This is a genomic window from Aeromonas sp. QDB54 (genome assembly GCF_027707385.1).
Lineage (GTDB): Bacteria > Pseudomonadota > Gammaproteobacteria > Enterobacterales > Aeromonadaceae > Aeromonas > Aeromonas hydrophila.
Map to the genome: position 1 here is coordinate 49614 of NZ_JAPCIT010000018.1, position 24922 is coordinate 74535.

23 protein-coding genes are annotated in these 24922 nt (G+C 62.8%); 2 read left to right on the plus strand and 21 right to left on the minus strand.

The genetic code is table 11. The features are described from left to right. Positions 1-23 precede the first annotated feature (23 nt). The 20 genes from mreD to mshI form a co-directional block, all read right to left on the minus strand. Positions 24-509: a rod shape-determining protein MreD gene (mreD, locus tag PG881_RS17190; RefSeq protein ID WP_005308115.1), complete on the minus strand. Its 486-nt coding sequence runs from the start codon at positions 507-509 to the stop codon at positions 24-26. Then, on the minus strand, positions 509-1414 hold the full coding sequence (gene mreC / locus PG881_RS17195; protein WP_011704376.1) for a rod shape-determining protein MreC: 906 nt from the start codon (positions 1412-1414) through the stop codon (positions 509-511). The genes mreD and mreC overlap by 1 nt, the downstream gene beginning before the upstream one ends. A gap of 42 nt (positions 1415-1456) precedes the next feature. Next, positions 1457-2497 carry a rod shape-determining protein gene (locus tag PG881_RS17200; protein WP_005308111.1) on the minus strand — a complete coding sequence of 347 codons (1041 nt, stop codon included), beginning with the start codon at positions 2495-2497 and terminating at the stop codon, positions 1457-1459. 204 nt (positions 2498-2701) lie between these two features. Then, positions 2702-6415, minus strand: coding sequence for a DUF6701 domain-containing protein (locus tag PG881_RS17205; protein WP_270801606.1), 3714 nt, complete (start codon positions 6413-6415; stop codon positions 2702-2704). A gap of 2 nt (positions 6416-6417) precedes the next feature. Next, positions 6418-6888 (minus strand): hypothetical protein, encoded by a 471-nt coding sequence (locus tag PG881_RS17210; protein WP_016349167.1) that lies wholly within the window; start codon positions 6886-6888, stop codon positions 6418-6420. Beyond that, the gene (locus PG881_RS17215) at positions 6878-7699 is read right to left on the minus strand and encodes a PilW family protein (RefSeq protein WP_016349166.1); all 822 of its coding nucleotides are present in this window, start codon (positions 7697-7699) and stop codon (positions 6878-6880) included. Before PG881_RS17215 ends, PG881_RS17210 begins: the two co-directional genes overlap by 11 nt. After that, a complete protein-coding gene (mshD, locus tag PG881_RS17220; RefSeq protein ID WP_270801609.1) occupies positions 7699-8262 on the minus strand; it encodes an MSHA fimbrial minor subunit MshD in 564 nt (187 codons plus the stop codon). Before mshD ends, PG881_RS17215 begins: the two co-directional genes overlap by 1 nt. Beyond that, complete coding sequence (mshC, locus tag PG881_RS17225) at positions 8249-8746, minus strand: MSHA fimbrial minor subunit MshC (RefSeq protein ID WP_270801611.1); 498 nt, start codon at positions 8744-8746, stop codon at positions 8249-8251. Before mshC ends, mshD begins: the two co-directional genes overlap by 14 nt. A gap of 59 nt (positions 8747-8805) precedes the next feature. Beyond that, a complete protein-coding gene (locus PG881_RS17230) occupies positions 8806-9249 on the minus strand; it encodes a prepilin-type N-terminal cleavage/methylation domain-containing protein (protein WP_016349163.1) in 444 nt (147 codons plus the stop codon). A gap of 14 nt (positions 9250-9263) precedes the next feature. Further along, on the minus strand, positions 9264-9935 hold the full coding sequence (mshB, locus tag PG881_RS17235; protein ID WP_270697398.1) for an MSHA fimbrial major subunit MshB: 672 nt from the start codon (positions 9933-9935) through the stop codon (positions 9264-9266). A 77-nt stretch (positions 9936-10012) separates the two neighbouring features. Further along, positions 10013-10474: a hypothetical protein gene (locus PG881_RS17240; RefSeq protein ID WP_270801614.1), complete on the minus strand. Its 462-nt coding sequence runs from the start codon at positions 10472-10474 to the stop codon at positions 10013-10015. 65 nt (positions 10475-10539) lie between these two features. Next, positions 10540-11760, minus strand: coding sequence for an MSHA fimbrial biogenesis protein MshG (gene mshG / locus PG881_RS17245; RefSeq protein ID WP_270801616.1), 1221 nt, complete (start codon positions 11758-11760; stop codon positions 10540-10542). A 53-nt stretch (positions 11761-11813) separates the two neighbouring features. After that, the gene (gene mshE, locus PG881_RS17250) at positions 11814-13523 is read right to left on the minus strand and encodes an MSHA fimbrial ATPase MshE (protein ID WP_011704368.1); all 1710 of its coding nucleotides are present in this window, start codon (positions 13521-13523) and stop codon (positions 11814-11816) included. Between the two features lie 32 nt (positions 13524-13555). Next, on the minus strand, positions 13556-14653 hold the full coding sequence (gene mshN, locus PG881_RS17255; protein WP_270801618.1) for an MSHA fimbrial biogenesis protein MshN: 1098 nt from the start codon (positions 14651-14653) through the stop codon (positions 13556-13558). Then, a complete protein-coding gene (gene mshM, locus PG881_RS17260; protein WP_017408807.1) occupies positions 14650-15540 on the minus strand; it encodes an MSHA fimbrial biogenesis protein MshM in 891 nt (296 codons plus the stop codon). The genes mshN and mshM overlap by 4 nt, the downstream gene beginning before the upstream one ends. Before the next feature lie 77 nt (positions 15541-15617). After that, entirely contained in the window at positions 15618-17294 is a 1677-nt protein-coding gene (gene mshL / locus PG881_RS17265) for a pilus (MSHA type) biogenesis protein MshL (protein ID WP_252450523.1), read from the minus strand. 70 nt (positions 17295-17364) lie between these two features. Further along, positions 17365-17691 (minus strand): MSHA fimbrial biogenesis protein MshK, encoded by a 327-nt coding sequence (gene mshK, locus PG881_RS17270; RefSeq protein WP_166464002.1) that lies wholly within the window; start codon positions 17689-17691, stop codon positions 17365-17367. Beyond that, the gene (gene mshJ / locus PG881_RS17275) at positions 17684-18331 is read right to left on the minus strand and encodes an MSHA fimbrial biogenesis protein MshJ (protein ID WP_011704364.1); all 648 of its coding nucleotides are present in this window, start codon (positions 18329-18331) and stop codon (positions 17684-17686) included. Before mshJ ends, mshK begins: the two co-directional genes overlap by 8 nt. Further along, positions 18331-18924 (minus strand): MSHA fimbrial biogenesis protein MshI1, encoded by a 594-nt coding sequence (gene mshI1, locus PG881_RS17280; protein WP_045528781.1) that lies wholly within the window; start codon positions 18922-18924, stop codon positions 18331-18333. Before mshI1 ends, mshJ begins: the two co-directional genes overlap by 1 nt. Further along, complete coding sequence (gene mshI / locus PG881_RS17285) at positions 18924-19787, minus strand: MSHA fimbrial biogenesis protein MshI (RefSeq protein ID WP_270801624.1); 864 nt, start codon at positions 19785-19787, stop codon at positions 18924-18926. The genes mshI1 and mshI overlap by 1 nt, the downstream gene beginning before the upstream one ends. A 69-nt stretch (positions 19788-19856) precedes the next feature. Between mshI and PG881_RS17290 the strand changes: the two genes are divergently transcribed. Then, entirely contained in the window at positions 19857-20804 is a 948-nt protein-coding gene (locus PG881_RS17290) for a 1-aminocyclopropane-1-carboxylate deaminase/D-cysteine desulfhydrase (protein ID WP_408771059.1), read from the plus strand. A 73-nt stretch (positions 20805-20877) separates the two neighbouring features. Here the strand turns inward: PG881_RS17290 and PG881_RS17295 are convergent, their stop codons facing one another. Further along, the gene (locus PG881_RS17295) at positions 20878-22806 is read right to left on the minus strand and encodes an RNase E specificity factor CsrD (protein WP_270801628.1); all 1929 of its coding nucleotides are present in this window, start codon (positions 22804-22806) and stop codon (positions 20878-20880) included. A gap of 546 nt (positions 22807-23352) precedes the next feature. Here PG881_RS17295 and PG881_RS17300 point away from each other — a divergent pair. Further along, on the plus strand, positions 23353-24882 hold the full coding sequence (locus PG881_RS17300) for an EAL domain-containing protein (protein ID WP_270801630.1): 1530 nt from the start codon (positions 23353-23355) through the stop codon (positions 24880-24882). The last annotated feature ends 40 nt before the right edge of the window (positions 24883-24922 follow it).

Consider the following 24922-nt stretch of genomic DNA (forward strand, 5'->3'; position numbering starts at 1 on the left):
CAATGAGTTGTTTTTACTCATATTCACTTGATATTGAAGCGCCGGCGCACCTTGCGCAAGACCAGGAAAACCCAGGGCCATATTAGCATCGTGCTCAGGGTCGACCAAAAGTAGGCAAAATTGAGGCTGGCGCGGCTGAACAGGTGCTCGGCCCAGAAGATGGTCACCTTGCCCACCAGCGAGAGGCAGCCGATGATCAGCGCCTGTTGCCAGAGGGAGAAGTTGCGGATCTTCTGGAACTGGAACGCCGCCAGATAGGTGGTGATGGCCATCGCCATGGCCCGCACGCCGAGGGTGCTGCCGAGCAGCACATCCAGCAGCAGGCCCGCCACCCAGGCGGTGCCGACGTTGGTCCGGTGCGGCAGCGCCAGCGCCCAGTAGATGAGCACCATGGCGAGCCAGTCCGGGCGGAAGGGTTCGAGTTGGAAAGGAAGCGGCAGGATCGACAGACTAAGGGCCAGCAGGATCGAGATCCAGATCCAGATCCTGCCGCTGGCGGGTTGCAACATCAGCGCGTCGCTCCCGCAGCCGAAGGCGCCGCAGCCGGGGCTGCCGCAGGGGTCGGCGCCTCTTCATCGTCATGCACTTCCGGTTTCTTGTCGGTCCACAGCAGCAGCAGATAGCGCAAGCGGTCCAGCGCCACCAGCGGCTTGGCCTCGACCTGGGCAAAGGGCTTGCCCTCCACGTAGTCGGAGCGGGTCACGGTCGCCACCGGATAACCTTCCGGGAAGCGGCCGCCCAGGCCCGAGGTGACCAGCAGATCGCCGACCTGGACGTCGGTATTGCGCGGCAGGTTGCGCAGCTCCAGCTTGTCGAGCTCGCCGCTGCCAGAGGCAATGGCGCGTAAGTCGTTGCGCAGCACCCGCACCGGGATGCCGTGGCTGGAGTCGGTGATCAGCAGGACGCGGCTGGTGGTGGAACCCACGTGCAGCACCTGACCGATCACCCCCTGATCGTTGATCACCGGCTGGCCGTTGTAGACACCGTCCAGCGCCCCCTTGTTGATCAGCACCTGATGGCTGAAGGGGTCGGAATCCACTGACAGCAGCTCGGCCACCATCTTGCGGGACTCCTTGTGCACCGGCGAACCCAGCAGCTCGCGCAGACGCTGGTTCTCGTGCTCCAGATGGTCCATCTTGAGCAGGCGCGAGCGCAGGGTGAACAGCTGTTGTTCCTGCTGCTTGGTCTGCTCGATGAGGCCGGCCCGGGTCTGCACCTGGGTCGACATGGTATCGAGCATGATACCCGGCGCATTGGCCATGTATTGCAGCGGGCTGACGAGCGAACTGAGGTAGACGCGGACGTGGCTGAACACACCGAAGCGGGAGTCCGCTACGATGGCAGCAATGGAGATGATGACGGCGAGAAACAACCGTAACTGAAGCGAAGGGCCTCTACCAAAAATGGGTTTCATGGGTCGTCAAAAAAGAGCCGGCACGCTGGCCGGCTTTGGGTCTTATTCGTAGTGGAACAGATCGCCACCGTGCATATCGATCAGCTCCAGTGCCTTGCCGCCACCACGGGCCACGCAAGTCAGCGGATCTTCGGCAACCACCACCGGGATGCCGGTCTCTTCCATCAGCAGACGGTCGATATCTTTCAGCAGGGCACCACCACCGGTCAGCACCATGCCGCGCTCGGAGATGTCGGAGGCCAGCTCGGGCGGAGACTGCTCCAGCGCCACCATCACGGCGGAGACGATACCGGACAGCGGCTCTTGCAGCGCTTCCAGGATCTCGTTGGAGTTGAGGGTGAAGCTGCGCGGCACACCTTCAGCCAGGTTGCGACCACGCACTTCGATCTCGCGCACCTCTTCGCCCGGGTAGGCGGAGCCGATCTCGTGCTTGATGCGCTCGGCAGTAGCTTCACCGATCAGGCTGCCGTAGTTACGGCGCACGTAGCTGATGATGGCTTCGTCGAACTTGTCGCCGCCGATGCGGACGGACTGGGAGTAAACCACACCGTTCAGGGAGATGATGGCCACTTCGGTAGTACCACCACCGATATCAACCACCATGGAACCGGTCGCTTCGGAGACCGGCAGGCCGGCACCGATGGCGGCAGCCATAGGCTCGTCGATCAGGTAGACCTCGCGGGCACCGGCACCCAGAGCGGATTCCTTGATGGCGCGACGCTCAACCTGAGTGGAGCCACACGGTACACACACCAGCACACGCGGGCTGGGGCGGAAATAGTTGTTGTCGTGAACCTGCTTGATGAAGTGCTGCAGCATCTTCTCGGTCACGTAGAAATCGGCGATCACGCCGTCTTTCATCGGGCGAATGGCGGAGATGTTACCAGGGGTACGACCCAGCATCTGCTTGGCGGCATGGCCGACGGCAGCGACCGATTTGGCGTTCCCGCGCTCTTGGCGAATGGCGACAACTGAGGGTTCGTTAAGGACGATCCCTTGATCTTTTACATAGATCAGGGTGTTGGCAGTTCCCAAGTCGATCGACAGATCGTTGGAAAAGACGCCTCTGAGCTTTTTGAACATGGCTACGGGAAATCCTAAGAATTTGGAGGTGCAGAAAACCGGCTAACTTTACCAATGCCCACCCCAATCGGCAAGCGCTCAAACTGTCGCCAACCCATCGGGCGCGACAAAAATGCGAGTCATCACTCACCCGCACAAGCCGACAAACGCTAATAAACAAGGGGATAGGGGGGCGAAGTTGACTGATCCGCCCCAACTCCCCGCTCAGTGCATCACTTCGCGCCGATAAATAATTCTGTCATTACCCCGGCTGGAGCCGAAGATGGCCTCACCCAGCAGGCTGTTCGGGTCACCCGGATCGGCCAGCCAACGCGGCTGTTGCGGTTGTTTTTCCAGCACGATGCGATATGGCACGCGTACCGCGAACTGAGGAGCAGCAAAGTGGAACAGCAACTCACCCTTGTCGGCCTTCCCTACGACGGCCCCTGGCGAAGGGACTCCCAGTCCCACTCTGATCCTGGCCGCCGCTCCAAGTACCAGATCGCCACTGGCCGCATCATAGTGCTGGGTATCATTGGTAAAGAGCACACCGTCATTGGCCAGAGAGAGCGTGCTGCACACATCTGCCTCATTGCGGCTCCAAGCACCGTTCTGGTAGTACTGCATCAACAAGGAGAGCGACAGCGGCTCGCTGGCAGCGCCACGCCCCGTGCCGGCAAGCACCCTGCCGTAGTAGGCAACCATGGTGTCATCAACCACTGCCGGGATGCTCAGCTGCTTCGCATTGCAGGTCACACCGACCTGGCAGTCACCCGGCACGCCAGTGTTCATGTTCATTCCGGTCAGGGTCGTGATCGACGGGTTTTCACCATCGATGACACGCAACCCGAATCGCAGCTTGAAAAAGGGCTCTTCCGGCGTGGTGAGCGACGGCGTCCGCTCCGCCAAGCGGGCAAACCGGCTGCTGCCATCGAAAATGACTTCGCCAGCCTGCCAGTTGGTTGCTAGGCTGCCGATCCTATTGGTTCGATCGACGCCGTCCTTGTTGTCGGCGCCGACCAGATAGACCAGCCCTCTGGCAAAGGCGTCGCGGTAATTGAGGGTCACCCCGCCCTGCTTGTTGCGAGCCTGCAGGCGCATCTTCACGCCAAACGGCTGACTCATGTAGCTGAAACCGCCGCAGGCGGGGGTCACGGTCCCGCTGACCAGATTAAAGTCCCAGGGTACGAAGCGTCCCACTGGCGCGCTGCTGGCGGGAGGGATGGTGTAGCCGAAATAACCCGTAGATACAGTGCTTCCCTCTGGCGGCGTTGCCACCGGTGACGTCGCCGTCATCCTGAACACCCCCACCTCGCTCACCGTCTGGGTGACGCTGTTGAGGCTGTTGCTCGCGGGAACATGGCTATAGGTAGCCGTTCCCACCGCGGCATTGGTGCCGGGGTTTGGCGCGACCAGGGTGCTGCCCAGGGCAATCTTGGGCAGGACAAAGTTGGGCGTGGTCTGATTTCCGGCACAGATATCCCCATCGTTGGCAGATTCCCAAGCCATGGCCTTGATATCTACCTGGAAGGTCTCTCCCGCCTTCTTGAACACCGGGCAACTGCTGTCCCCTGCCGCACAGACGCCTTGCGGGGGCGTAATGCACAAGCCGACCGGACGCGCCACAAACTGATCCGAACCGAGCATCACCAGCCCCGCTTCATTGCCCGTGCCGTCGTAGCGAGCATCCAGCTGGACCTTGCCGGCATCCGGATACTTGACCGTGATGTTCGACTGCCCCTGGGCATCGAAGTTGAGGGAAAACGCGGTGGCATTACCCTGGCTGGAGCCGATCAGGGTGTTGTTGACGCTCATTCCGCTGTTGAAGCTATTGCTGGCCGGCGAAACATAGCTGCTCCAGAACTTGACACTCTTGCTCTGATTGGCAAAACCCGGCACGCACTGCTTGGTCACGTCGCTCTTCTTGACCGCCTTGATGGCCACCGTTTGCGGCTGGTTCGAGTAGGTGTCTGGCACGTCAAAGACGAAGCCGCTGTCGGCAAAGTTGAGGGTGCAGGCGGCGCTGCTGAGCGCCCCGCCGCCCGACCGGCAGAGGGTGGTGCTGAGCGGCTTGGTAGTCGGGACCGAACCGGATACCCCTATGGTGACCGCAGTGGCGGTGTTGTTGCGCAGTTGAACGGTCGTGGAACCGCCACTGAAGGTCACCGTATTGCCGCCAATCCAGCCATTGCTGGTCGCGGTCGGCGTCAGACTCAGGGTCGCGGTCACCGGATCTTGGATAAATGTGGTACAAGCCGCATCGGCGCAGGCCTTGACCGTCACCGTCTCCGGATTGCAGGTCAGCGCCTGACCCGAGTGATCGAGCTGGAAGTGGTCGATCTGCACCCCCACCGGGTTGGAGCGCAGGGCGCAAATCCGCACGTTGTCGATCTCGTGGAAGTTGGTCACCGAGCCGGTGGAGCCGGTCAGGGAGAGCAGGAAATTGGCAGGCACCGCCGCCTGACCGCTCTGGCTCGTCATGTTGATGGGGCCGACCAGGGTGCTGTAACCCGAGCCGGTATCCCGCTCGACTTTGGTCAGTGAGCTGCCCGCGGTGCGGGAGTCGACCGTGATGCGGTAACGGTGAGGGCGGTTGCCGTTGGTACCGCTGTCGACGGGCGGGTTCAGGTTGCTGGCGGTACCGGCGAGATAGTTGTAGCCGGAGGTGCCAGACCCCGAGCCACGGATGGAGACTGCCTGCGGCCGCGACCCCAGGTTGGTACTTCCCCCCTCGTTGGCATAGTTGCCGTACTCGTCGAGCCCCACCCCGAGCCAGCCGCCGGCAAAGCCGCTGATCCCGGTCTTGTAGCCATAACCCAGCGGGCCGCCAAAGGCCCCCGGCTGCGGTGTCAGGGTGGCATCCGAGAGCACCACCGCCATGCCGTCCGCCCCGCTCGTGCCAAAGGTCTTGTAGGCAAATTGATCGAATTCGACCGTCACCAGGTTGCCAGCCCCCGGGAAGAGGCGCTGGAAGGTGGCCGAGGTGGCCTGATCGGTCACGTTCTGGGTGAGGCGCAGACGGCCATTCTGCACCGACGGCAGGGTACTGTTGTTGCGCTGGGCCACCACCCAGTTGTCCGGGTTGATCTGGGCGCTGTCAAAACCGTCGTCAAAGCAGCTCAACGGGGGAGGAACGGCATAGTCGTTGATGCTGGACTGGGTATCCATGCTCAGATAGCGGGCCGTCACCCGTCCATAGACGGTGGCATTGTTGTTCATGGTCAAACGGCCGTCAGTGTAGAGGTAGCCATAAAACTTGGAGTTGTTGTCGATGGTCATGTCGCCATAGTTGACCCAGACCAGGCTGCCCTGATTGATCGCATTGATGTTGACCGTGTTGAGCAGCTTCACGTCCTGATTGACAAAAATGCGGGTGGTGCCGCTGCCGGAGAGACGGATGGTGGCGTTGTCGAGGGTCAGCGAGTCGATAAAGTAATCCCCGTCCCCCAATACCAGCACACCGTTGTTGCGCACGCTCAGCGACTTGATCTGGTAGGTGCTGCGACTAGGGAAGGTCACGGTGCAATTCTCGACTGCAGCGGACCCATAGTCGGAAAAGAGGGCGGTTTGCTGACCCTGCAGACAAAGAAGCGGCATCACCGAGGTAATGGTCGGAAACGTGTTGTTCCCTGTCAGAGGGAGGCCACGAATATCGCTGCCGGTGATGGCACAGACCTTGTAACCGCCGGCTCCATCATCGCAACGGGGAGTGTTGTTCTGATCGGACCGGATGGAGCAGAAGTTGAGCGCCAGCCCGCCGGTACCATTGATCTTGGGATTGTTGAGCTGGCTCAGCTGATAACCGCTGATCTGGTGGCAGCTGTTGTTGTTGTTGCCATGGTGACCCTGCGCCACGGCCGGAAAGATGGTGCCGGTATCGATGGGATCGAACGCCCAAACCTGGCTGGCAAAGAGGGCCAGCGCCCACAACCATTTCATCTTCAGCCTCCGTCATACGCTTCGACCATCAGAGTGCGGCTCACCCTGAAGTCTGGACTGGCACTGGTCAGGTCATTGCGCAAACCGCAGGTACCGACACTCTGGAGGCGATAACCGGTGCTGACCACGCCGTTGTAGGTCGCCGAGACACTGCGGCACTGCACCACCGCCTGACAGTCGACCAGCCCCGGATTGCCGGTGAAGCTGATCGTTCTGCTCGACTCACACACCGCAGGTGGCTGAGGTTGGGCCACCGTCCGGTTGGGAAACAGCCGATAGAGCGCCACTTCCAACCCGCTCTGGGCCGCCAGCAAGGCACGCACGCTGCGCACCTCCACCGTATTCTTCTCGCTGCTGTCGAGCAAAAAGCGCCCCATGACCGCCGCCAACATGGCCATCACCACGATCACGAACAGGGCGATCATCAGGGCACTGCCCCCCATCTTCTTGCTCTGGCGCCGCTCAGGGAACATTGAAGACCCCCAGCTTGTGGTTGAAAGTGACAGCTTCCCCTTTGCGCTCGAACACCAGCCGCAGACCAAATTCCCCTTCGGCGTTGAAGGCCGAGACCTCCCGATAGAAGTTGCCGGCACGGAGCGACTCGGCCATCAGCACACCCGTGGCAACAGGGGCATCGATCGCGGCGCTGGATCGCGTCATCGTGCTGCCTTCCACGCAGTAGCGTACCTGCTGATTGGCAAAATAAACCCGACTGCCGGGCGAGAGCCCGGCCAGGGTCTCGCCACTGGTATAACGAACGGTCTGCGCCCCCGATACCGGCGCCAGCACCTCGGTGACCCTGGCGACACAGCGGCCATAGTCGCAACCAGCGGTCAGTGAATCCACGCCTGAATTCGGCACAGGGAAGACGGCCATCAGATCCCCTGCCTTGACCGCATTGGCATCCTGGTTCAGCGGATTGGCCGCAGAGGCGGGGATTGCCATCACCAGCTCCAGGGTGGATGTGCTGCCGGACTGGGCTCGGTTGAGGGCAAGATAGCGGCTGGAGGCGCTGATGGGCCAGAAACGCAGGCAGGGACCGCTGTCGCTCCAGGTACCGTCCAAGGTTTCAATCCGCTCGGAGCCCGGCAGCGCATCGCGCACCTCGCGGTTGAGCCGCTCCATGGCGAAGCGGGCATCGCTCATCAGCTGCTCGCGGCTGCTGGCATCGCCATAGATCTGGGAGCCTATACCGATGAACTGGCTGGCGAAGGTGGCCATGATCCCCAGCAGCAGGATCACCATCACCAGTTCAATCAGGGTAAAACCGCCCGCCGTCCGCATCAGTAGTTTCCCCGATAGAAGGAGAAGTCGAGCACGCTCTCGTCAGGCAGGCGCACCTGCAGATCGATGCGCTTGCCCACCGAACAGGGGGTCGTACAGGTGTTTTTGAATGTTCCATCGCTGAAATCGACCGGGCTCACCGCAATCCGGACTTGATAATTGCGATACTCGTCGCTGGCGATGATGCCGCCACTCTGGGTGTAGAAGCTGGCATCTTTCCAGCTGCCAGCAGTATCGAAATCGTCCACATCGTTGAACGCGTAGGGGGTGGCTTCACCGTCCGGGCCATAGTGGGTCGAGCAGGCGGGGATGGTGACGCCGGCCACCACCTCACCGCAACGATAGCGGCCACCGTTGTGATCCGACTGTTCATCGAACGATGTTTGCTGGATCTCGCCAGTCAGGCGCTGGGCCAGCTGGGCGGCCCGCACCTGCTGCACCGGATCCACCGCCTGGGGAGCCTGATTGATCAACAGCCCCAGGATGCCGGTCAGCGCCACCGCCAGCAGCACTATGCCGACGATCAGCTCGATCAGGGTAAAACCGCGCTCAGGGGCTCTCATGGATATAGCCCTCGGACTCTATCTTGAGGCGGCCGGTTTCCCGGCCATCGCTCACCAGCAGGGTACAACCCGTGGCACAGCTGCCGAGCGGCCTGCCCATCTGATCAAAGCGGATCACGAAACTGCTGACGTTATTGAGGGAGACCGCCATACCGGTGGAAGGGGTCACAAGGCGGCCACGGGTGCGCTGATTGTCGCTCCAGCCGGTCATGGGGCCGGGAGCCGGGCATGCCGTACCGGCAACCGCCAGCGTGATATGGGCAAAACGGGACGCCTCCACCACCAGCTGGGTACAGCGGTCGGCGGGTTCATGCATGTTGATGGTCTGCACCAGCCGCAGCCGGGTCAGCAGCTCATCACGAAGGGTTTGGGTTTCAAAGCCACCTTTGCCCAGCAATTTGGGCATGGCAAAGGTGGCCAGAATCCCTAGCAACAGGATCACGATAACCAGTTCAATCAGGGTAAAGCCCTTGGTTGTGGGCATGGGGGTTCTCATCAAGGAAAAGAGAAAGCGAGGCCTAAGCCTCGCTCATCAACACAACATTACTTACAGTTTTTCAACTCGACTTTAAACGGTACGGTTTCCGAAGTCGCTGCGGTATAACTCACGTAGCACTCGTTGCCCTTGGTATTCTCTGGATAGAAATTAGAAGAAGTAGCTGATGCACCAGACACCTTCCAACCATCCAAGGTAAGAGCAGCAGAAACGGTATCAGCAGTTGGATAACCGTAAATGACTTTAACTCCAGCCATTCCGGTCAGTGCGGTACCACCCGCAGCAGATGCTTGTTCCTGACCTTCCAAAGCAGCCTTGCTGTACACCAGATTGGCAGCACTTTGCAGTGCAGATTGAACACCTTGCGCAGCAGACTTACGCGCATCATCCTGCAGATTCAGGAACTTGGGAGCAGCGGTCACTGCCAGGATACCCAGAATGATGATCACGATGACCAGTTCGATCAGGGTAAAACCCGCCTGTTTTTTCATATTACTTTCCTCTGTCAATTGATATTGGTGGTCACCTGACCGGAAGCCGGACGGTAACTGAAACTCATGAATGCATCAGTACTACCTTGCGGATCCTGATACTTGCCATCACTACCCTTACTCAAACTATTGACCAGATAGTAGCGGCAGACCGAGTCCAGGCCGTTATTGGTCACACTGACATAGTATTTCAGGTCATTGCCGCTACCACGCACCTCGCTGAAGCTGGCGGTAGCCTTGGGTGGATTCTGCAGCAGACCCTCCCAAATCTTGAGACAGCGCGGGGCCGTCAGGTTGGCCGGATCCACGTCGATACCGCCACCGGCCGAGGTATCCATGGGATAGCCGGGCGACAGCTCGCCGTTGCTGACCTGGGTGTCGGTCGGCGTGGTCAGATAAAAGCGTGAACCGTCATAGAGCACGGTGTTGAGGCTGTCCTGCTTGGCGCGCCCTTCGGCCTCCCATTGAGCCCGCACCAGCGACACGCCGGTGGCAAACCCGCCGGAAACCCCCTCCACGCTGGCTTTCTTGGCTTCGTCCGTGACATCGAGAAAACGGGGCAAGGCGGTGACCGCCAGGATCCCCAGGATGACGATGACGATCACCAGCTCGATCAACGAGAAACCCTCCGCCCGATGGGGACTCGCCACACCGGAATATCTTGGTACCAGTCGCGTTGTTGTCATGGACCCTCCGTAATAACCCACATTATTTCATGCAGATATAAAAAAATCATTTAGCTGAATCGCAAAACAAGCCTCATTCAGGGCTTTTGGTGCACTCTGCCGTCAGAAAATTGATAAATCAGCCAATTATTCTCCCAGCCGAACTGGCACCCTTCACCATCCAGGCTCGCCAAGGCCTGCACCGGCGGCTGGGTCGACGCTGCGGTACCGATGAGTTGCTCCCACAGCCAGCGGCAGTTTTCCGACGGCGTCATCACTGTGCCGGCACCCAGTGGCCAGCCCCGCTCATCAAACTGCCAGGCCATTCCATCGGCATGCAGCACGGCGGGACGCCGCTGATCGAGCCAGAGCCCATGCAACCTTTGTGCGCGCTCGGCAAATTGCTCCCCCAGCAGGGTCAGGCTGACGGCCAGCGCCTCCTCCCGGTGGACAAGATAGCTTCGGGCCAGGGTCGCCACCATGATCAGCAACAGGATCCCCACGGCCAGCCGCCGATAGCTCCCCAGCCAGTGCTCATCCTGTTGTGACTGTCGACTCACCCATCTCGCTCCACACTCTGCCGCTTATCCACACCGCCCGTATCATATTCCGCCTCGTTGACCGGTTATTTGCCACGCACCGCACGCATCATGTCCCACATCGGCGTAAAGATACCCAGCGCCAGGATCAATACCATGACCGCCACGATCCCGATCAGGATCGGCTCGATCCGGGCGGTGAGGCTCTTGAGGTCATAGTCCACCTCCCGCTCGTAATACTCGGCCGCCTCGTGCAGCAGATCATCGACCTGGCCGGTCTCTTCCCCCACCGCGATCATCTGCATCACCAGCGGGGTGAACAGGCCGCTGCTGCCGGCGGTGCGCAGCAGGCTCTCGCCCCGCTCGATGCCGGCCCGCATGTCGCGGATCCGGCCCGCCATCCAGGCGTTGTCCACCGCATCGGCCACCAGGCTCAGCGCAGTGTTGAGCGGCACCCCGGCCTTGAGCATCATGGAGAAGCTGCGGGCGAAACGTGCCAGCAGGGAGCGCTCTATGATGGTGCCGACGATAGGCAACTTGAGCTGCCATCTGTGCCAGGTCAGCTTGCCCTTGACCGTGTTCACCCAACGCCGCCAGCCAAACACCATGGCCAGCAACACGCCGAGCATCACCCACCAGTAGTGCACGAAGAAGTGGGAGGTGGCGAGCAGGATCCGGGTCGCCAGCGGCAGCTCGACGCCAAATTTGGCGAACATGCCGGCAAAGACCGGGATCACCATGATGTTGAGGATCACCATGGCGATGCCGATGGCAATCAGCACGAAGCTGGGGTAGCGCATGGCGGTCTTGATCCGCTTGCGGGTTTCCAGCTCCAGCTCGAAATAGTTGGCAAGCTGCAAGAACGCCTCTTCCAGCTGACCCGTGTTCTCCCCCACGTGGATGATGGCCACAAACAGGCTGCTGAACACCCTGGGGTGGGCCTGCATTGAGCTCGACAGCGGCCGACCGTTGCCCAGATCCTCTCCCAGCGCGTGCAGCGCCCGCTTGAGCGGCTTGCTGTGGGCGCTCTCCTCCAGCCCGGCGATGGCGCGCAGGATGGGGATGCCGGCCCGGGTCAGGGCATACATCTGGCGGCTGAACACCACCAGCTCGTCCAGCCGCACGCCCCGCTCCAGCAAGAGCGACCAGTCGAGGGCGGCCGCCTTCGCCTTGCCGGGCTTCAACTCGGTCGGCATCACGCCGCGGCGCATCAGCTGCTCGGCCGCGGCCATCTCGGTGGCCGCGTCCACCACCCCGCTGACGGCATTGCCCTGGCTGTCGCGCCCCTTGTAGGCGAAGCTGCTCATGGGGTGCCTCGCGCCAGCCGGCCGCGTTCATTGCCGATGAAGTTGGTCATCACTTACCCCAGGTCCTCAGCCAGCCGCAGCACCTCATCCACCGAGGTGATCCCCTGGCGGGCGTAATCGAGTGCGGTCAGCGCCAGCGGCCGGTAGTGCGGGTGCTGGCGGGCCGCCTTGGCGAACCCTTCGGCGTCGTTGCGGCGCAGGGAGTCCATCATGGGCTGATCCAGCTCCAGCAGCTCGTACACCCCGATCCGGCCGGCATAACCGGTGAAGTTGCAGCTCTGGCAGCCGCGCCCCTTGTGATAGACGTGCTGGCCCGGTGCTTCGCCGGAGAGCACGGTCAGCCAGGTGGCCTGGCCTTCATCCGGCGCCTTTTCCTCGACACAGTGCTCGCACACCCGCCGCACCAGCCGCTGGGCTACCACCGCCCGCAGCGCGCTCGCCACCAGATAGCCGGGAGCCCCCATGTCAATGAGGCGCAGGGCGCTGGTGACCGCATCGTTGGTGTGCAGCGTGGTCAGCACCAAGTGACCTGTGATGGCGCCGCGTAGGCCGATCTCCACCGTTTCGTTGTCCCGCATCTCGCCCACCAGCAGGATGTCGGGGTCCTGACGCAGGGTGGAGCGCAGCACATGGGAGAAGGTGAGCCCGATCTTGGGATTGACCTGTACCTGATTGACCCTGGGCAGCCGGTATTCCACCGGATCTTCCACCGTGATGATCTTCTGGCTGGCCTGGTTGAGCTCGGAGAGGGCGCCATAGAGGGTGGTGGTCTTGCCGCTGCCGGTCGGGCCCGTCACCAGGATCATGCCGTGGGGCCGCTTGAGCTGGCGCCGGAAGCGGGTCAGGATCTCCGGCGGCATGCCGGTCTCGGTCAGCGACAGAATGCCGGAGGATTGGTCCAGCAGCCGCATCACCACGGATTCGCCGTACTGCACCGGCATCGTCGACATCCGCACATCCACGTCGCGGCCGCGCACCTTCATGTTGAAGCGGCCATCCTGCGGCAGACGCTTCTCGGAGATATCGAGGCCGGCCACCAGCTTGAGACGCAGTACCAGCGCCTGGGCGATACGCACCTCGCTCAGGATGTTCTCGTGCAGGATGCCGTCGATACGCTGGCGAATGCGCAGCACTTTCTCGTCCGGCTCGATGTGAATATCGGAAGCCCCCACCTGCACCGCATCCTCGAACAGGGAGCGCAGCAGCTTGGCCACCGTCGCCTCCCCCTCGTCACCGGCCCCCAGATTGCTGGAGCCCAGCTCGAAGCCAGCGTCCTGATACTCCTCGTGCAGCTGTTCGGCGAAGCTCTCGATCTCGCGGGTGCGGCGATAGAGGCGGTCGAAATACTCCAGCAACTGGCCTTCCCGCGCCACCGCCAGCCCCATCTCCCGCGGGCGCAGCAGCGCCGCGATGGCATCGAGGGCGCTCAAATCGGCCGGATCCGACATGGCCACCGTCACCTTGTTGTCGGTGAGGTTGACCGCCAGCGCGCGATAGCGGCGCGCCTGCACTTCCGGCAGCAGCGGCACCGCCGACGCATCTATGGTGAGGTTGTTGAGATCGAAGAAGGGCACGTCCAGCTGACGGGCGAGGAACTGCAGCAGTTGCACCTCGCTGATGAAGCCGAGATCGATCAGGGTGGTGCCCAGCTTGCGACCGGTCTGACGCTGCTGCTGCAGGGCAAGCTGCAGCTGATCATCCGAGATGATCTGCTCTTGTACCAGCAGGTCGCCGAGGCGCATTTTCAGTCTGGGTTGTGCCATGCAAACTCCAAAAAAGTGATCCCGGCCGCCCGTCAGGGGGCAAGCTGGGCAATCCGCTGTTCGAGCCAGCTGGTCGAAGCCTCGCCCAGATTGCCGTGCAACTGGGCATTGCGATAGGCATCCAGCGCCCGCTGGCTGTGGCCCTGGCCATCTTCGGCCACGCCGAGTCCGAGCCACCAGCGGCCCTGATCCGGCTGCTGGCGCAATAATTTCACGTAAAGATCCGCCGCCTCGGCATGCTGACCCAGCTCCTGGCTGAGCCCGGCCCAGGTGGCGTAATAATCCAGATTGCTGGCCAGATCCGGTCGATGGCCGCTCAGCCAGCCGAGCGCCTTGAGCTGATCGCCGCCGCTGATGGCGAGCCGCGCCAGCAGCAGCCGGAAATCGGCCTGTTCGGGATCGAATCTGAGCCCCTCTTCCAGCAACTGGCTCGCCTCGCTCAGCCGACCCTCGCCGTACAGCAGGCCCGCCAGCTGTTCGCGCGCCCCCTGATTGCGCGGGTCGTGGGCCAGCACCTGATAGTAGTTGTCCTGGGCATCGCGCAGCTGCCCCTTGGCCATGGCGGTGGTGGCCTTGCGCTCGGCCAGGGTGGCCAGTTCGGCCTCGGAGAGGTTGACCGTCTCTATCTTGAGCACGCCAGGCTTGCGCGGCGCGGCCGCGGGGGCCTCCTGCTCCGCCGCGAGCTCGGCATAGAGGTCAGGTTGCAGCTCCTCGTCGCTCGGCCCCTCCTCATCGATGACGGCCACGTCGGCGTCATCGGCTGCGCGCTCCTGCGCCTGCTGCGGCTCGGCGGCAGGCGGGGCGGCAAGGTGGCGCGGGGTTGGCAGCGCCACCACCTGATCCACCGGCTCTTGTTCTGCACTGGCCGGCACCGCTGCGGGAACCGCGCGGGCGATGGCATCCGGTGTGAGCTCGCCGGCCGCCTGCAGCTGACGGGCCTCGACGACCCGCTGGCTCTGCTGCCAGTAGATCCAGGTACGCCAACCCAGAATGCCGAGCGCCAGCCCGCAGATCAGGGTCAACAGCAACATCCACCAACCCTGCTGGCGCACGGGTGGCACATAGACGGCCCCCTCGCCCCCCTGCTGGCGCTGCTCCAGATCCTTGAGCATCTGATTGATCACGCTCATTGCCAGACTCCATAGGCGAGGGCACAACCCAGCAGCAGCACGAGTGGCCACCAGCGTCGCGGCACGAAGCGGCGGGCATCGTCGGTGTCGCGCACGGCCAGCCGCACCAGCCGGCTGTCGATCTGGCGCGCCCCCTGGCCATAGGCCAGCATCAGGCACTTCTGTGCCAGTATGTTGATGAGTCGCGGAATGCCGCGCGACGCGCGCCACAGCAGGCGCAGCGCCCGGCCGCCAAACAGCGGGGCCCCGCGATAACCGGAAATCTGCAATCTGTGCTCCAGGTAGGCCCGGGTTTCATCGAAACGCAGCGGCCGCAGGCAGTAGGAGAAGCCGATCCGCTGGCGCAGCTGGCGCAGATGGGGCTTGGCCAGCCTGGCATCCAGCTCCGGCTGGCCGAACAGCACGATCTGCAGCAGCTTGCTCGATTCGGTCTCCAGGTTGCCGAACAGCCGGATCGCCTCCAGCGTCTCGTCCGGCAGTGCCTGCGCCTCGTCGATCAGCACCACCACCCGGCTCCCCTGCTGATGCAAGGCGATCAGGTGGCGATGGATGCGATCGGTCAGGTCCAGCTCGCTCTGATCCCGCACCGCCAGTCCCAGCTCCAGCGCCAGGGCGATACGCAGCTCGGCCGGGTTGAGATGGGGGTTGGGCAGCCAGGCCAGACGCACCGGCCGCTCCTCGGAGCCCAGTTCGCTCAGCAGCTTGCGGCAGAGCAGGGTCTTGCCGGTGCCGACCTCGCCGGTCACCTTGATGAAGCCCTCCCCCTGCGCCAGCGCCCAGTTGAGCACCTGCAGCGCCTCCTCGTGCGGGGGCAGCCCGTAATAGAAACCGGTGTTGGGGGTGAGGCCGAAGGGCGCCTCCTGCAAACCAAAGTGGTTCAGGTACATGGGCAATCCCCTGCCCTCTCTGCCAGGGAGCCCGTGATGGCCCCCGGCACGTGGTCAAACCGGTCCAGGATCATGACTCAGCCCTTGGGCGGATACCATTTGTCGAGCAGCTCGGAGGAGCGCTGCAGTTCGTTCTGCCAGGTGTCCTTCTCCACCACGGTCGGCTTGAGCAGGATCACCAGTTCCACCTTCTTGGTGCTTTCGCGACGGTTGGTGAAGGCCTCGCCGACCCAGGGAATGTCCCCCAGCAGCGGCACCTTGCTGACGATCTCCTGCTTGTCGGTCTTCATAAGGCCACCGATGACGATGATGTCGCCATTGTTGGCCTGCACCACGGTATCGGACTCGCGGATCGAGCTCTTGGCCAGCGGCAGTTGCAGCTTGCCGCCTGTGGTGCCCATGTCGATGGTCTTCTGTTGCTCTTCGGTGTCGATGACGGAGGGGTGGATATGCAGCAGCACCTTGCCCTCTTCGTCGATCTGCGGCGTCACGTCCAGCGCGATACCGGAGAAGAAGGGGGTCAGCTCCACATTGGGGGTCTTGTCGGACACCCCGGACGAGTTGGTGGTGATGGTGGTGGAGGCGTTGGTGACGAAATACTCGTCGGTCCCCACCTTGATCACCGCCTTCTGGTTGTTGGTCGCCGTCACCCGCGGGCTGGAGAGAGTATTCACGTCCCCCTGGGTCTTGAGCAGGTTGACCGCCACGTTGAAGTTGCCGTCAGAAATCTTGAAGCCGGCACCGCCGCCCAGGGCGCTGAAGATCTGGTTGGGGGTGGTGGGCAGTTTAGAAGGCGCGGCCGAACCACCGCCGGTAATGCCCTTGTTGCCATCCCAGCTGGCGGAAAGACCGCTCCAGTCCACACCCTGCTCGTAACCCTCGTTGAGGGCCACCTCCAAGATCCGCGCCTCCAGCACCACCTGACGCTTCAAGTGGCTCTCTGACTGATTGAGGAACTCGCGCACCGCCTTGAGCTCCTTCGGATAGGCCCGGATGGTCACCAGGCCCGCCTGCGGGCTGGTGATGACGGCGCGGCCGTCGCCGCTGCCGATTAAGGTCTGCAGGGTGTCGCGCAGATCGGTCCAGTAGTCGCTGCTGGTGTCGGTCTCGATGCGAGTGCCGTTGCTGTCGCTGTTCGAGCTGCCGTTAGAGGAGCGGTTGCTGGTGCTGTTGTTATTGGTGCTGTTGTTGGCATTGTCGAAGCTGTTGCTGTTGCCATTGTTGTCGTTGGCCGTCACCCCGCCGGTGCTGACCGAGGTGCGGGAGAGACCGCGCCGGGACATCATCAGGTAGTTGACCGGGATGGTCTCGGTGCGCAGCCCGGCCGGATAGACGTGGAACACGTTGCCCTTGCGCTGCACGTCGAAGCCGTACATGTCGCCCACCACCGCCAGCACTTCGGTCAGAGTCACGTCCTTGAGCTCGACCGAGATCTGGCCGGCCACCCCGGGGTGCACCGCCACGCTGTAGCGGGAGCCCTTGAACAGGGAGCCGAAAAACTCCACCGCATCTACGTCGTGGGCAGCAATGCGCAGCCGCGCTTCCGGCATGCTGATGGCCTGGGGCGGACGATTGAGCTGCAGCAGTTCGCTCTGTACCGACTTGGGTACGCTGGTCAGCGCCCCGCCCTTGTTCTGCTCGGTCATGGCATGCCTGAGTGCGTCCTTGGCCTGCACGGGTTCGGGGTGCCGGTAGCTAGTACAGCCTGCCGTCAGCACGGCGGCGGAGATCAGGCAGAGATGATGTTTTTTCATGTAATAAGTGCACCCTGACTTGCAATTAAACTCGACAAACCTGGCTCCGCCCATCCCGGGTGGAGCGCGTTCAGATCCGGACCTTGCTGGCAAACAGGGTCAGCGACTGGCGCTTGCCCCCCTTCTCCAGCACCACGGCATCTGCACCTATGGCCACCACGCGATAACCGTCGACCTGCTGGCCGACCCGATAACTGCTGCCGTTGAGCACCGCCAGTGCCGGGCCGTTGCCCAGCATGATGCTCTGCAGCCTGGGCAGACCGGCCTCGCGCTGGCCGGTTGCTCTGGCGCCGCTGGTCGCGCCGCTCAAAGGGGCGGTGGGGTCCTGCAACAGCTCGGGCTGCGCCTGGGCCAGCAGACTGAACAGACACGCCCACAGGGGAAACCATCTAGCCACGGATAAACTCCTTGCTGGTGCTGAGGGTGTAGATCTCCATCTCCACCACCGCCTTGGGATACTCCTGCACCTGGTAGTCAAACTGCTTCCAGTAGAAGTGGCGTGGCAGCCCCTCCAGCGCCTTGAGATACTGATACACATCGAAATAGCCGCCTTCCAGCTTGAGCCGGATGCCGTGCTTGAACAGGTTGATGCGCTGCTCGCCCGCCATCAGCGGCTCCGGCGTCAGCGAAGTGAGTGCCACCATGTGCAGATTGGCGGATCGCGACAGCAGGGCCTCCAGCACGGCCGGCATCTCGTGGGCCTGGATCAGATCCACCGTCTGGGCCTTGAGTTCGGCGTCCAGCTTGCCCAGCTCGCCATCCAGCTGTGCCAGCTGGGTACGCACGTGCAGATCCGGATCCCGCGCCAGTTTGGCCTGCTTGCCCTGGTTCTCGAGATCCATGATCTCCAGATCCCGCTGGGCAGTGCTCAGCGCCAGCCGCTCCTGCTCCAACCGCACCGCGGCCCCATCCAGCCAGCCATAAATGGCAACGGCGCCAACCACGACCACCCCGGTCAGCAGGATCAGTACTCGCTCGCGCTGGCTGAGGGCGGCGATCTTGTCGGCCCAGGCCTGCCACTGCTCTTTCAGGCTCATCAGGGCTTCTCCCGCTCGATGCCGCTGAGCTGGAAGGCCAGCCGGCCCTCCTTGTCACGGCTTAACGTCAGCTCACCAAACTGCTTGCCCGCCAGCGACGGGGTCTGCTTGAAACGGTTGACCCAGGCCGGCACATCCTGGCTGCGCCCGGCGAAGCCGGACAGGTTGACGTAGCCGTCGGCGATCTCGATCCGCTGCAAGGAGAGCTGCGGATCGCGAATGCGGGACAGATCGGCCATCAGCCCGGCATAGCCCTGGGATTTTTGCAGCGCCAGGCTGCCCAGCTGCCGCATCAAGCCCTGCTTGGCGGTCAGCTCCTCCTGCTTGGTGACAAGCTGTTGTTGCAGCAGGCCATCGGCCTGATGGCGGGCCAGCTCGGCATCCAGCCGCTGCGCCTCGCCACGCTTGATCTCCAGTGCAGCCCGCACCTGCACCAGCTCGCGCTCGACAGCGTGTTGCTGCCAGGCGATGACGCCGGCGGCGCACAGCAGCAACAGCACGCTGCCGCCCCATACCAGCGCCATCTGGTTGAGGCTGGCCCACTGCCGTCTGGGCCGAAACTCGGCGCCGTAGAGGTTGATCTGGCGTTTCATCAGGCATCCTCCCCCAGAGCAGCAGCATAAGCCGAGAGATATTCCACACCGGACAGGATCGCCTTGTTGGCCATGGCGGAGACGGCAAAGCCGAAGGTCTGCTCCATGTGGCGCACCAGGGTACCGATGAAGGGCGAGGCGATGGCGAGCTGCATCTGGCCGAGTTCCGGCAGCTTGAGCTGGCCCACCAGGTAATCGAGGGAGCGCTGGATCTCCAGCGCCAGCGAATCGAGCAGCATGGCGTCAGGCTCATGCTCGCCGGTGAGGGCGCCGAAACCGCGCAACTGGCGAGAGAAGCAGAGCCCCCCCTGATGGAACACCAGCAGTTGCAGATCCTGCCCCTTCGGCTGCCACAGCAGCATGCGCACCGTCTGATCCGGTTCGTACAGCGCGGTCATCGCCAGCTCGTCGCTGACGATGGCGTCCAGGCTGGCGATGCCGTTGACCGCATCCGCCAGCTGCTGCACCCGCACCTTGGGCACACAGATCACATTGATGCGCGGCCGGCCCGCCGGCGGGGTGGGCAGATCCACATAATCCATGGCGAGCTGCAGCACGGATTCACTGACATAATCCTTGATCGCCCAGGGCAGGGCACCGGCCATTTCGGCATCGGGGACGGCGGGCTTGTCGATCTGGACCTGTTGATAAAGGCTGGCGGCGAGGGCGACTCGCACCTTAGACTTGGCGAGGCCGTGGCGGCTGAACAGCTCGGCCATGGCCTGGGGCCACTCTTGCGGGCCATTGATGGCGCGGGTGGCGAAGATGGGCGGGTTGCCGAGCGAAGCCAGCATGATCCGATCGCTGGCCAGCAGGAGTCCTACCTGACGGCTGGGGGTCGAACGTCTGAAAAGTTGTTTCATTGAAACCCGTACCTGGCTGCCCAAAACGGATTAAACCTTAGCATAAACAGAGCATTAGCCTCCAGATAAATGACCGATTACTCATTGTCACCCCAATCACCCCCGATGGCGCTGCCGCCCCTGCCGCCCGCCCAGTTGCCCTCGCCGCTGCAAGCTGTCTCGCACCCGCTGTTGAGCGCCTATGGAGTCCAGCTCTGGTGCAAACGGGACGATCTGATCCACCCCGCCATCTCGGGCAACAAGTGGCGCAAGCTCAAGTACCACCTGCTGTATGCCAGAGAGCAGGGCAAGCGCCATCTGCTCTCGTTTGGCGGGGCCTACTCCAATCACATCCATGCCCTGGCGGCGGCGGGGTGCCAATCTGGCCTGCGCACTACCGGCATCATACGCGGGGAGCCGGAAGCCGTCAGCAACTGCACTCTGAGCGCTGCAAAAGGCTGGGGCATGGATCTCGTTTTTGTCGACCGCCAAAGCTACCGGCGGCGGCAGGAGCCCGCCTGGCTGGCCCAATTCGAGGATGAAGAGACCCTGATAGTGCCGGAAGGGGGCAGCAGCCCGCTGGCCATTCCCGGGGTGGCCGAGCTGGTCGATGAAGTGCCCTTCTCGCCGGATCTCTGGGTGCTGCCCTGTGCCAGCGGCGGCACCCTGGCCGGACTCATCGCCGGCAAGCGACCACCACAGCAGATCCTCGCCATCGCGGTGCTCAAGGGGGGCAGCTTCATTGCCGACGAGGTGCGTCGGCTCCATCCCGCCGCCGCCCACACGCCCGGCTGGCGGATCGCGCTGGATCACCACGACGGTGGCTATGCCAAATTCAGTCCGGCGCTCTGGCAGTGGGTGCAGGCCTTCAGCGCCGAGACGGGTCTGCCGCTGGAGCCCATCTACAGCGGCAAGGCGATGTGGGGGCTGTTTCGCGAGCTGGCGGCAGGCCGCATTCCGCGCGGCAGCAAGATCGTCTTCATCCACACCGGTGGCATGCAGGGGCTGGCGGGGCTGAGAGAGCAGGGGCGCCTGTGACTGCGGTCGGGCGCAATACCGGCGCTGAGCCACAAAAAGAGAGGGTCGCCCAGGCGACCCTCTCTTGCAACCATCAGGCGCCGGCCGGCTCCAGCACCAGCCGTTCCGGCTCGGCGAACCAGGGGCCCTGCCCGGCGTGCACCCCGAGGTGGCGCAGCATCTTCCACTCGTCGCCGCTCTCCACCCCCACGGCGATGACCCGGGTGCGGGTGTTGGCGCAGCCCCCCACCAGGCTGCGCACCGCCATCTGGTTGACCTGGCGGGTATGGATCTCGCGCACCAGGCTGGGGTGCAGCTTGAGGAAGTTGATCTCGAACTCCTTGATGTACTGGGTGCTCACCACATCCTGGCCGGCATGATCGATGGCCAGCTGGCAGCCCAGCATGCGCAGCGCCCGCAGCGGCCGCTTGAGCGCCTCGTAGTGGCGGGTGACCTGAGCCTCGGAGAGTTGCAGGATCAAGCGCTCGTTGGTGCTGCGCGGCAGCTGGAACAGATCGAAGAACAGCCAGCGCTGAAACTCCCGGTGCAGCAGGCTCTGGGCACAGAGGGTCAGGCTGATGGGGCAGCTCTGTTCGGAGCGCTGGCGCAACAGGCCGAGGGTCTGCTCCGCCACCAGCCGATCCAGCGGAAGCAACAGCCCCGCCTTCTCCGCCATCGGCATGAAGACGCCAGCCTGCAGCTCCCGCCCCTGCTCGTCGTGGATCCGGATCAGCAGATCCTGCTGCAATACCACCTGATCCCGCTCCTGCTGCACCGGTTGCACATAAAAATCGATGCCGTGTTCCTCGATGCGCCGGCCGATCAGGGTACGCCAGCGCACCGTGCCCTTGCTGCTCTGCTCCTCGTCCAGCTGTTTCTCGTAGAGGAACCAGCCGGTGTGGCCCTGCAGCCGCGCGCTCTTGAGCGCCAGCTCCGCCTCCTCCTGCACCTTGAGCAGGGAATCCTCGGCCTGATAACAGACCGCGCCGAGATAGACGGCGGTGTCTGGATTGACCGCCTCGGGCCAGTGCAGTCGCTGCAGGCTCTTGTGCAGCTGGCCGGCGCCATCCACCATCTCGCTTTCCGACATGTTGGGCAGCAGCACGGCAAACACCTGGCCGGCATAACGGGCCTGCAGGGCACCGTTGTGCTTGCGCACGAAGGCGGCGATGGAGGCGCTCGCCTCCATCAGCAGATCCTGGCTCTGGCGGCCGTTCAGCTCGGGATCCAGCTCCTCCAGGCCGGCCAGCTCGATCAGCAGCACGCCGCCGCTCATCACGCTCGCCTCCATGATGGCGCTCTCCAGCCGGTTGTCGAAGAACAGCCGGTTGCCGATGCCGGTCATCTTGTCGACGAAGGCGTTGCTGCGGATGAAGTTGTCGAAGCGGCTGCGCTCCTTGCGGGCATCCGCCAGCTCGGCCAGCAGATAGTCGAGGGCCTGGCTGGCCGGCTGCGGCCACTCGTCGGCCGGATCATGGGCCAGCTTGGTGAGCTTGTTGTCGAGGATCAGCTGGGCGCGCTCTGCCAGCAGCTCGGCCCCCCGCAACTGCAACCGCAGCCAGCGGATGGAGTACCAGAGGCCGAATACCACGATGAAGACGCCGAGGGAGATGCCGGACATCGCCTTGATGGAGTACTCGAACTCCTTGAACGGCCGCTCCAGCTTGAAGTCGGCCTGCATGCCCGGCTGATGGGGCATGGGCTGGTGATAGGGGATCAGCAGGCTCTCGTCGGTCGGCTGCTGCACGTCGCGAAACCAGTAGATCCGCTGCTTCTCCTGGCGGATCTCCAGCTCCACCACGTGGGCCGAGCGCAGCAGGGTCGGCAGCCAGCGGGTGAGATCCTGATGATCGTCGGCCACCTCCAGCTGCTTGTCGATGATCTCGACCAGCGAGTTGACCTTCTTCTGTTGCATCTCCATGCCCAGCTCACGAAAGCTGAACACCCCGCCAAGCAGCACCATGGCCATGGCCGCAATGACACACAGGGTAATAAACGAGACAAGCTGAGTGGTCAGTTTCATGTGCCTTTCCGTATGCCCGACAACATCCATGTGGCTTCATCGTATCAGCCAACCTCGAAGCGCGCCTATGGACGAAGATCCCGCTTCTGGAATTAAGCGGGCGAGCATACCCAAACCGGTACGAGAACACCAAGCCCCGGGCGGGGTGACGGCCAAAAAATGACGGATGACGAGAAGAAACGGGAGGGAACTCAGCGCACTGGCTGAACGGCGGGCAGAAAAATGGTCCCACAAAGGGGACCAAAAGAAACACTCATATCAAAACTAACACTCTGTGCTACTGACAAAAAAACAGATACAGGAGTATTGAACACACGGTGAGTCAAACCGCACGGCTACTCTAGCCACTTCAGATAAGCTGGACAATTGTCATTTATGACAGGTCAGCGATTGAATCTTCAGCAGCCGATTTTATAAAACCATTATTTATCAGCAGATTATAAATTCACTGCACAAGTGTGATCGGTTCCGCTCAAATCGATTCAGCTAATGCACTATGATGATGCCACCCATATGCATCCCATCCGCACATCAGGCAGGTGCACCTTGCGACCCATCTCCCCCCTCTGGCTCAGCCTGCTGCTGTTCTGCCTGCCCCTGCTGGCCAGTCTGCCCATCAGTCAGCTGCTCGGCGGCCCGCTGGCCCGTCAGTTGCTGCAAGATAAGAAGATGGAGGTCGAGACCGCGCTGGCGGAACGCCACCGTCTGCTGGACAACAACATCCGCCATCAGCTGACCCGCTTCCAGTTTGATTGCGGACGTCAGGACATGGCCCTGCTGCGGGATCCCCGTTACTACAACAGCCATATCCGCATCCAGGGGATCCTACTCGCCAGCGGTGGTGGCTGTTCCAGTCTGGGACTGGATCTGCCCTTCACCCCGGCCGAACTGCCGCCCTACGCCAATCAGGAGCAGTTCGGGATCGCCGCCACCCAGGCCCGCTTCCACACCGAGCAGGAGCTGGTCGCCTACTACCGCACCGGCGGCAACATCGTCTACTGGGTGCTGAACAACAGCTGGAGCCATGCCTTGTTGCAGACCCCTTGCACCAACTGCTTCTATCTGGAGTTCGGCCAGCAGCAGCCGGGAGCATCAAGCCCGATCTTTCCCCGCGGCGACAGCGCCATCAAGCAGGAGGAGGGCAGCCAGAGCCTGAGCTTTTTCGACCCCAATCAGGAGATCAGACAGACCCTGTGGGCGGGCGAGGCGCTCGAGCGCTACGCCCAGCAGCAGGCCCGCCACTACGGGCTCTGGGGCGGCGCGGCGGTCGGGGCCCTGCTGGTCACCGCCTACTGGGGGCTGCGCAACTACCGGCGTTCGCTCAAGGGGTTGCTGCAGGCCGGGCTGGCACGGCGGGAGTTCGTGCCTTTCTATCAGCCCGTGGTCGACAGCCGCAGCCAGCAGGTGGTGGGCTTCGAGGCGCTGCTGCGCTGGCAGCGGGGCGGCGGCCTGATCCCGCCCGGCGCCTTCATCGACTATGCAGAGGAGCAGCAGCTGATCCTGCCGATGACCAGCCAGCTGCTGGAAAAGGTGATCGCGGACCTGCCCAGACTCGCCCCCGGCCAGTGGGTCAGCGTCAACATAGTGGCCGCCCATCTCGAGCACCCGCACCTGCGCAACCTGCTGCTGCTGCACGGCTGGCCCTCCCCCGCCCAGCTCACCTTCGAGCTGACCGAGCGCAAGCCCATCACCGACATCGAGACCGCGATCGCAGAGATCGGCGCCCTGCAGCAGCAGGGCTACCACTTCAAGCTGGATGACTTCGGCACCGGTTACGGCGGCTTCGCCTACCTGCAGCGACTCGGCATCCGCCAGATCAAGATCGACAAGATGTTCGTCGACACCATAGGCACCGACGACCTCAAGCGCAGCGTGCTGGATGCCACCATCGCCTTCGGCCGCGAATCGGGCATGGAGATGATCGCCGAAGGGGTCGAGCGTCAGTCTCAAGTGGATTATCTAGGCCAACGCGGCGTCCACCTGATCCAGGGCTATGTCTATGCACAGCCCATGGCGCTGACCAAGCTGAAGATCTGGCTGCTGGCCTGGTATCAGAACCACACGGGTGAGCGCTGATCCACACTGCCGAGACCGGCCGCTCATATCTTGCAACAAA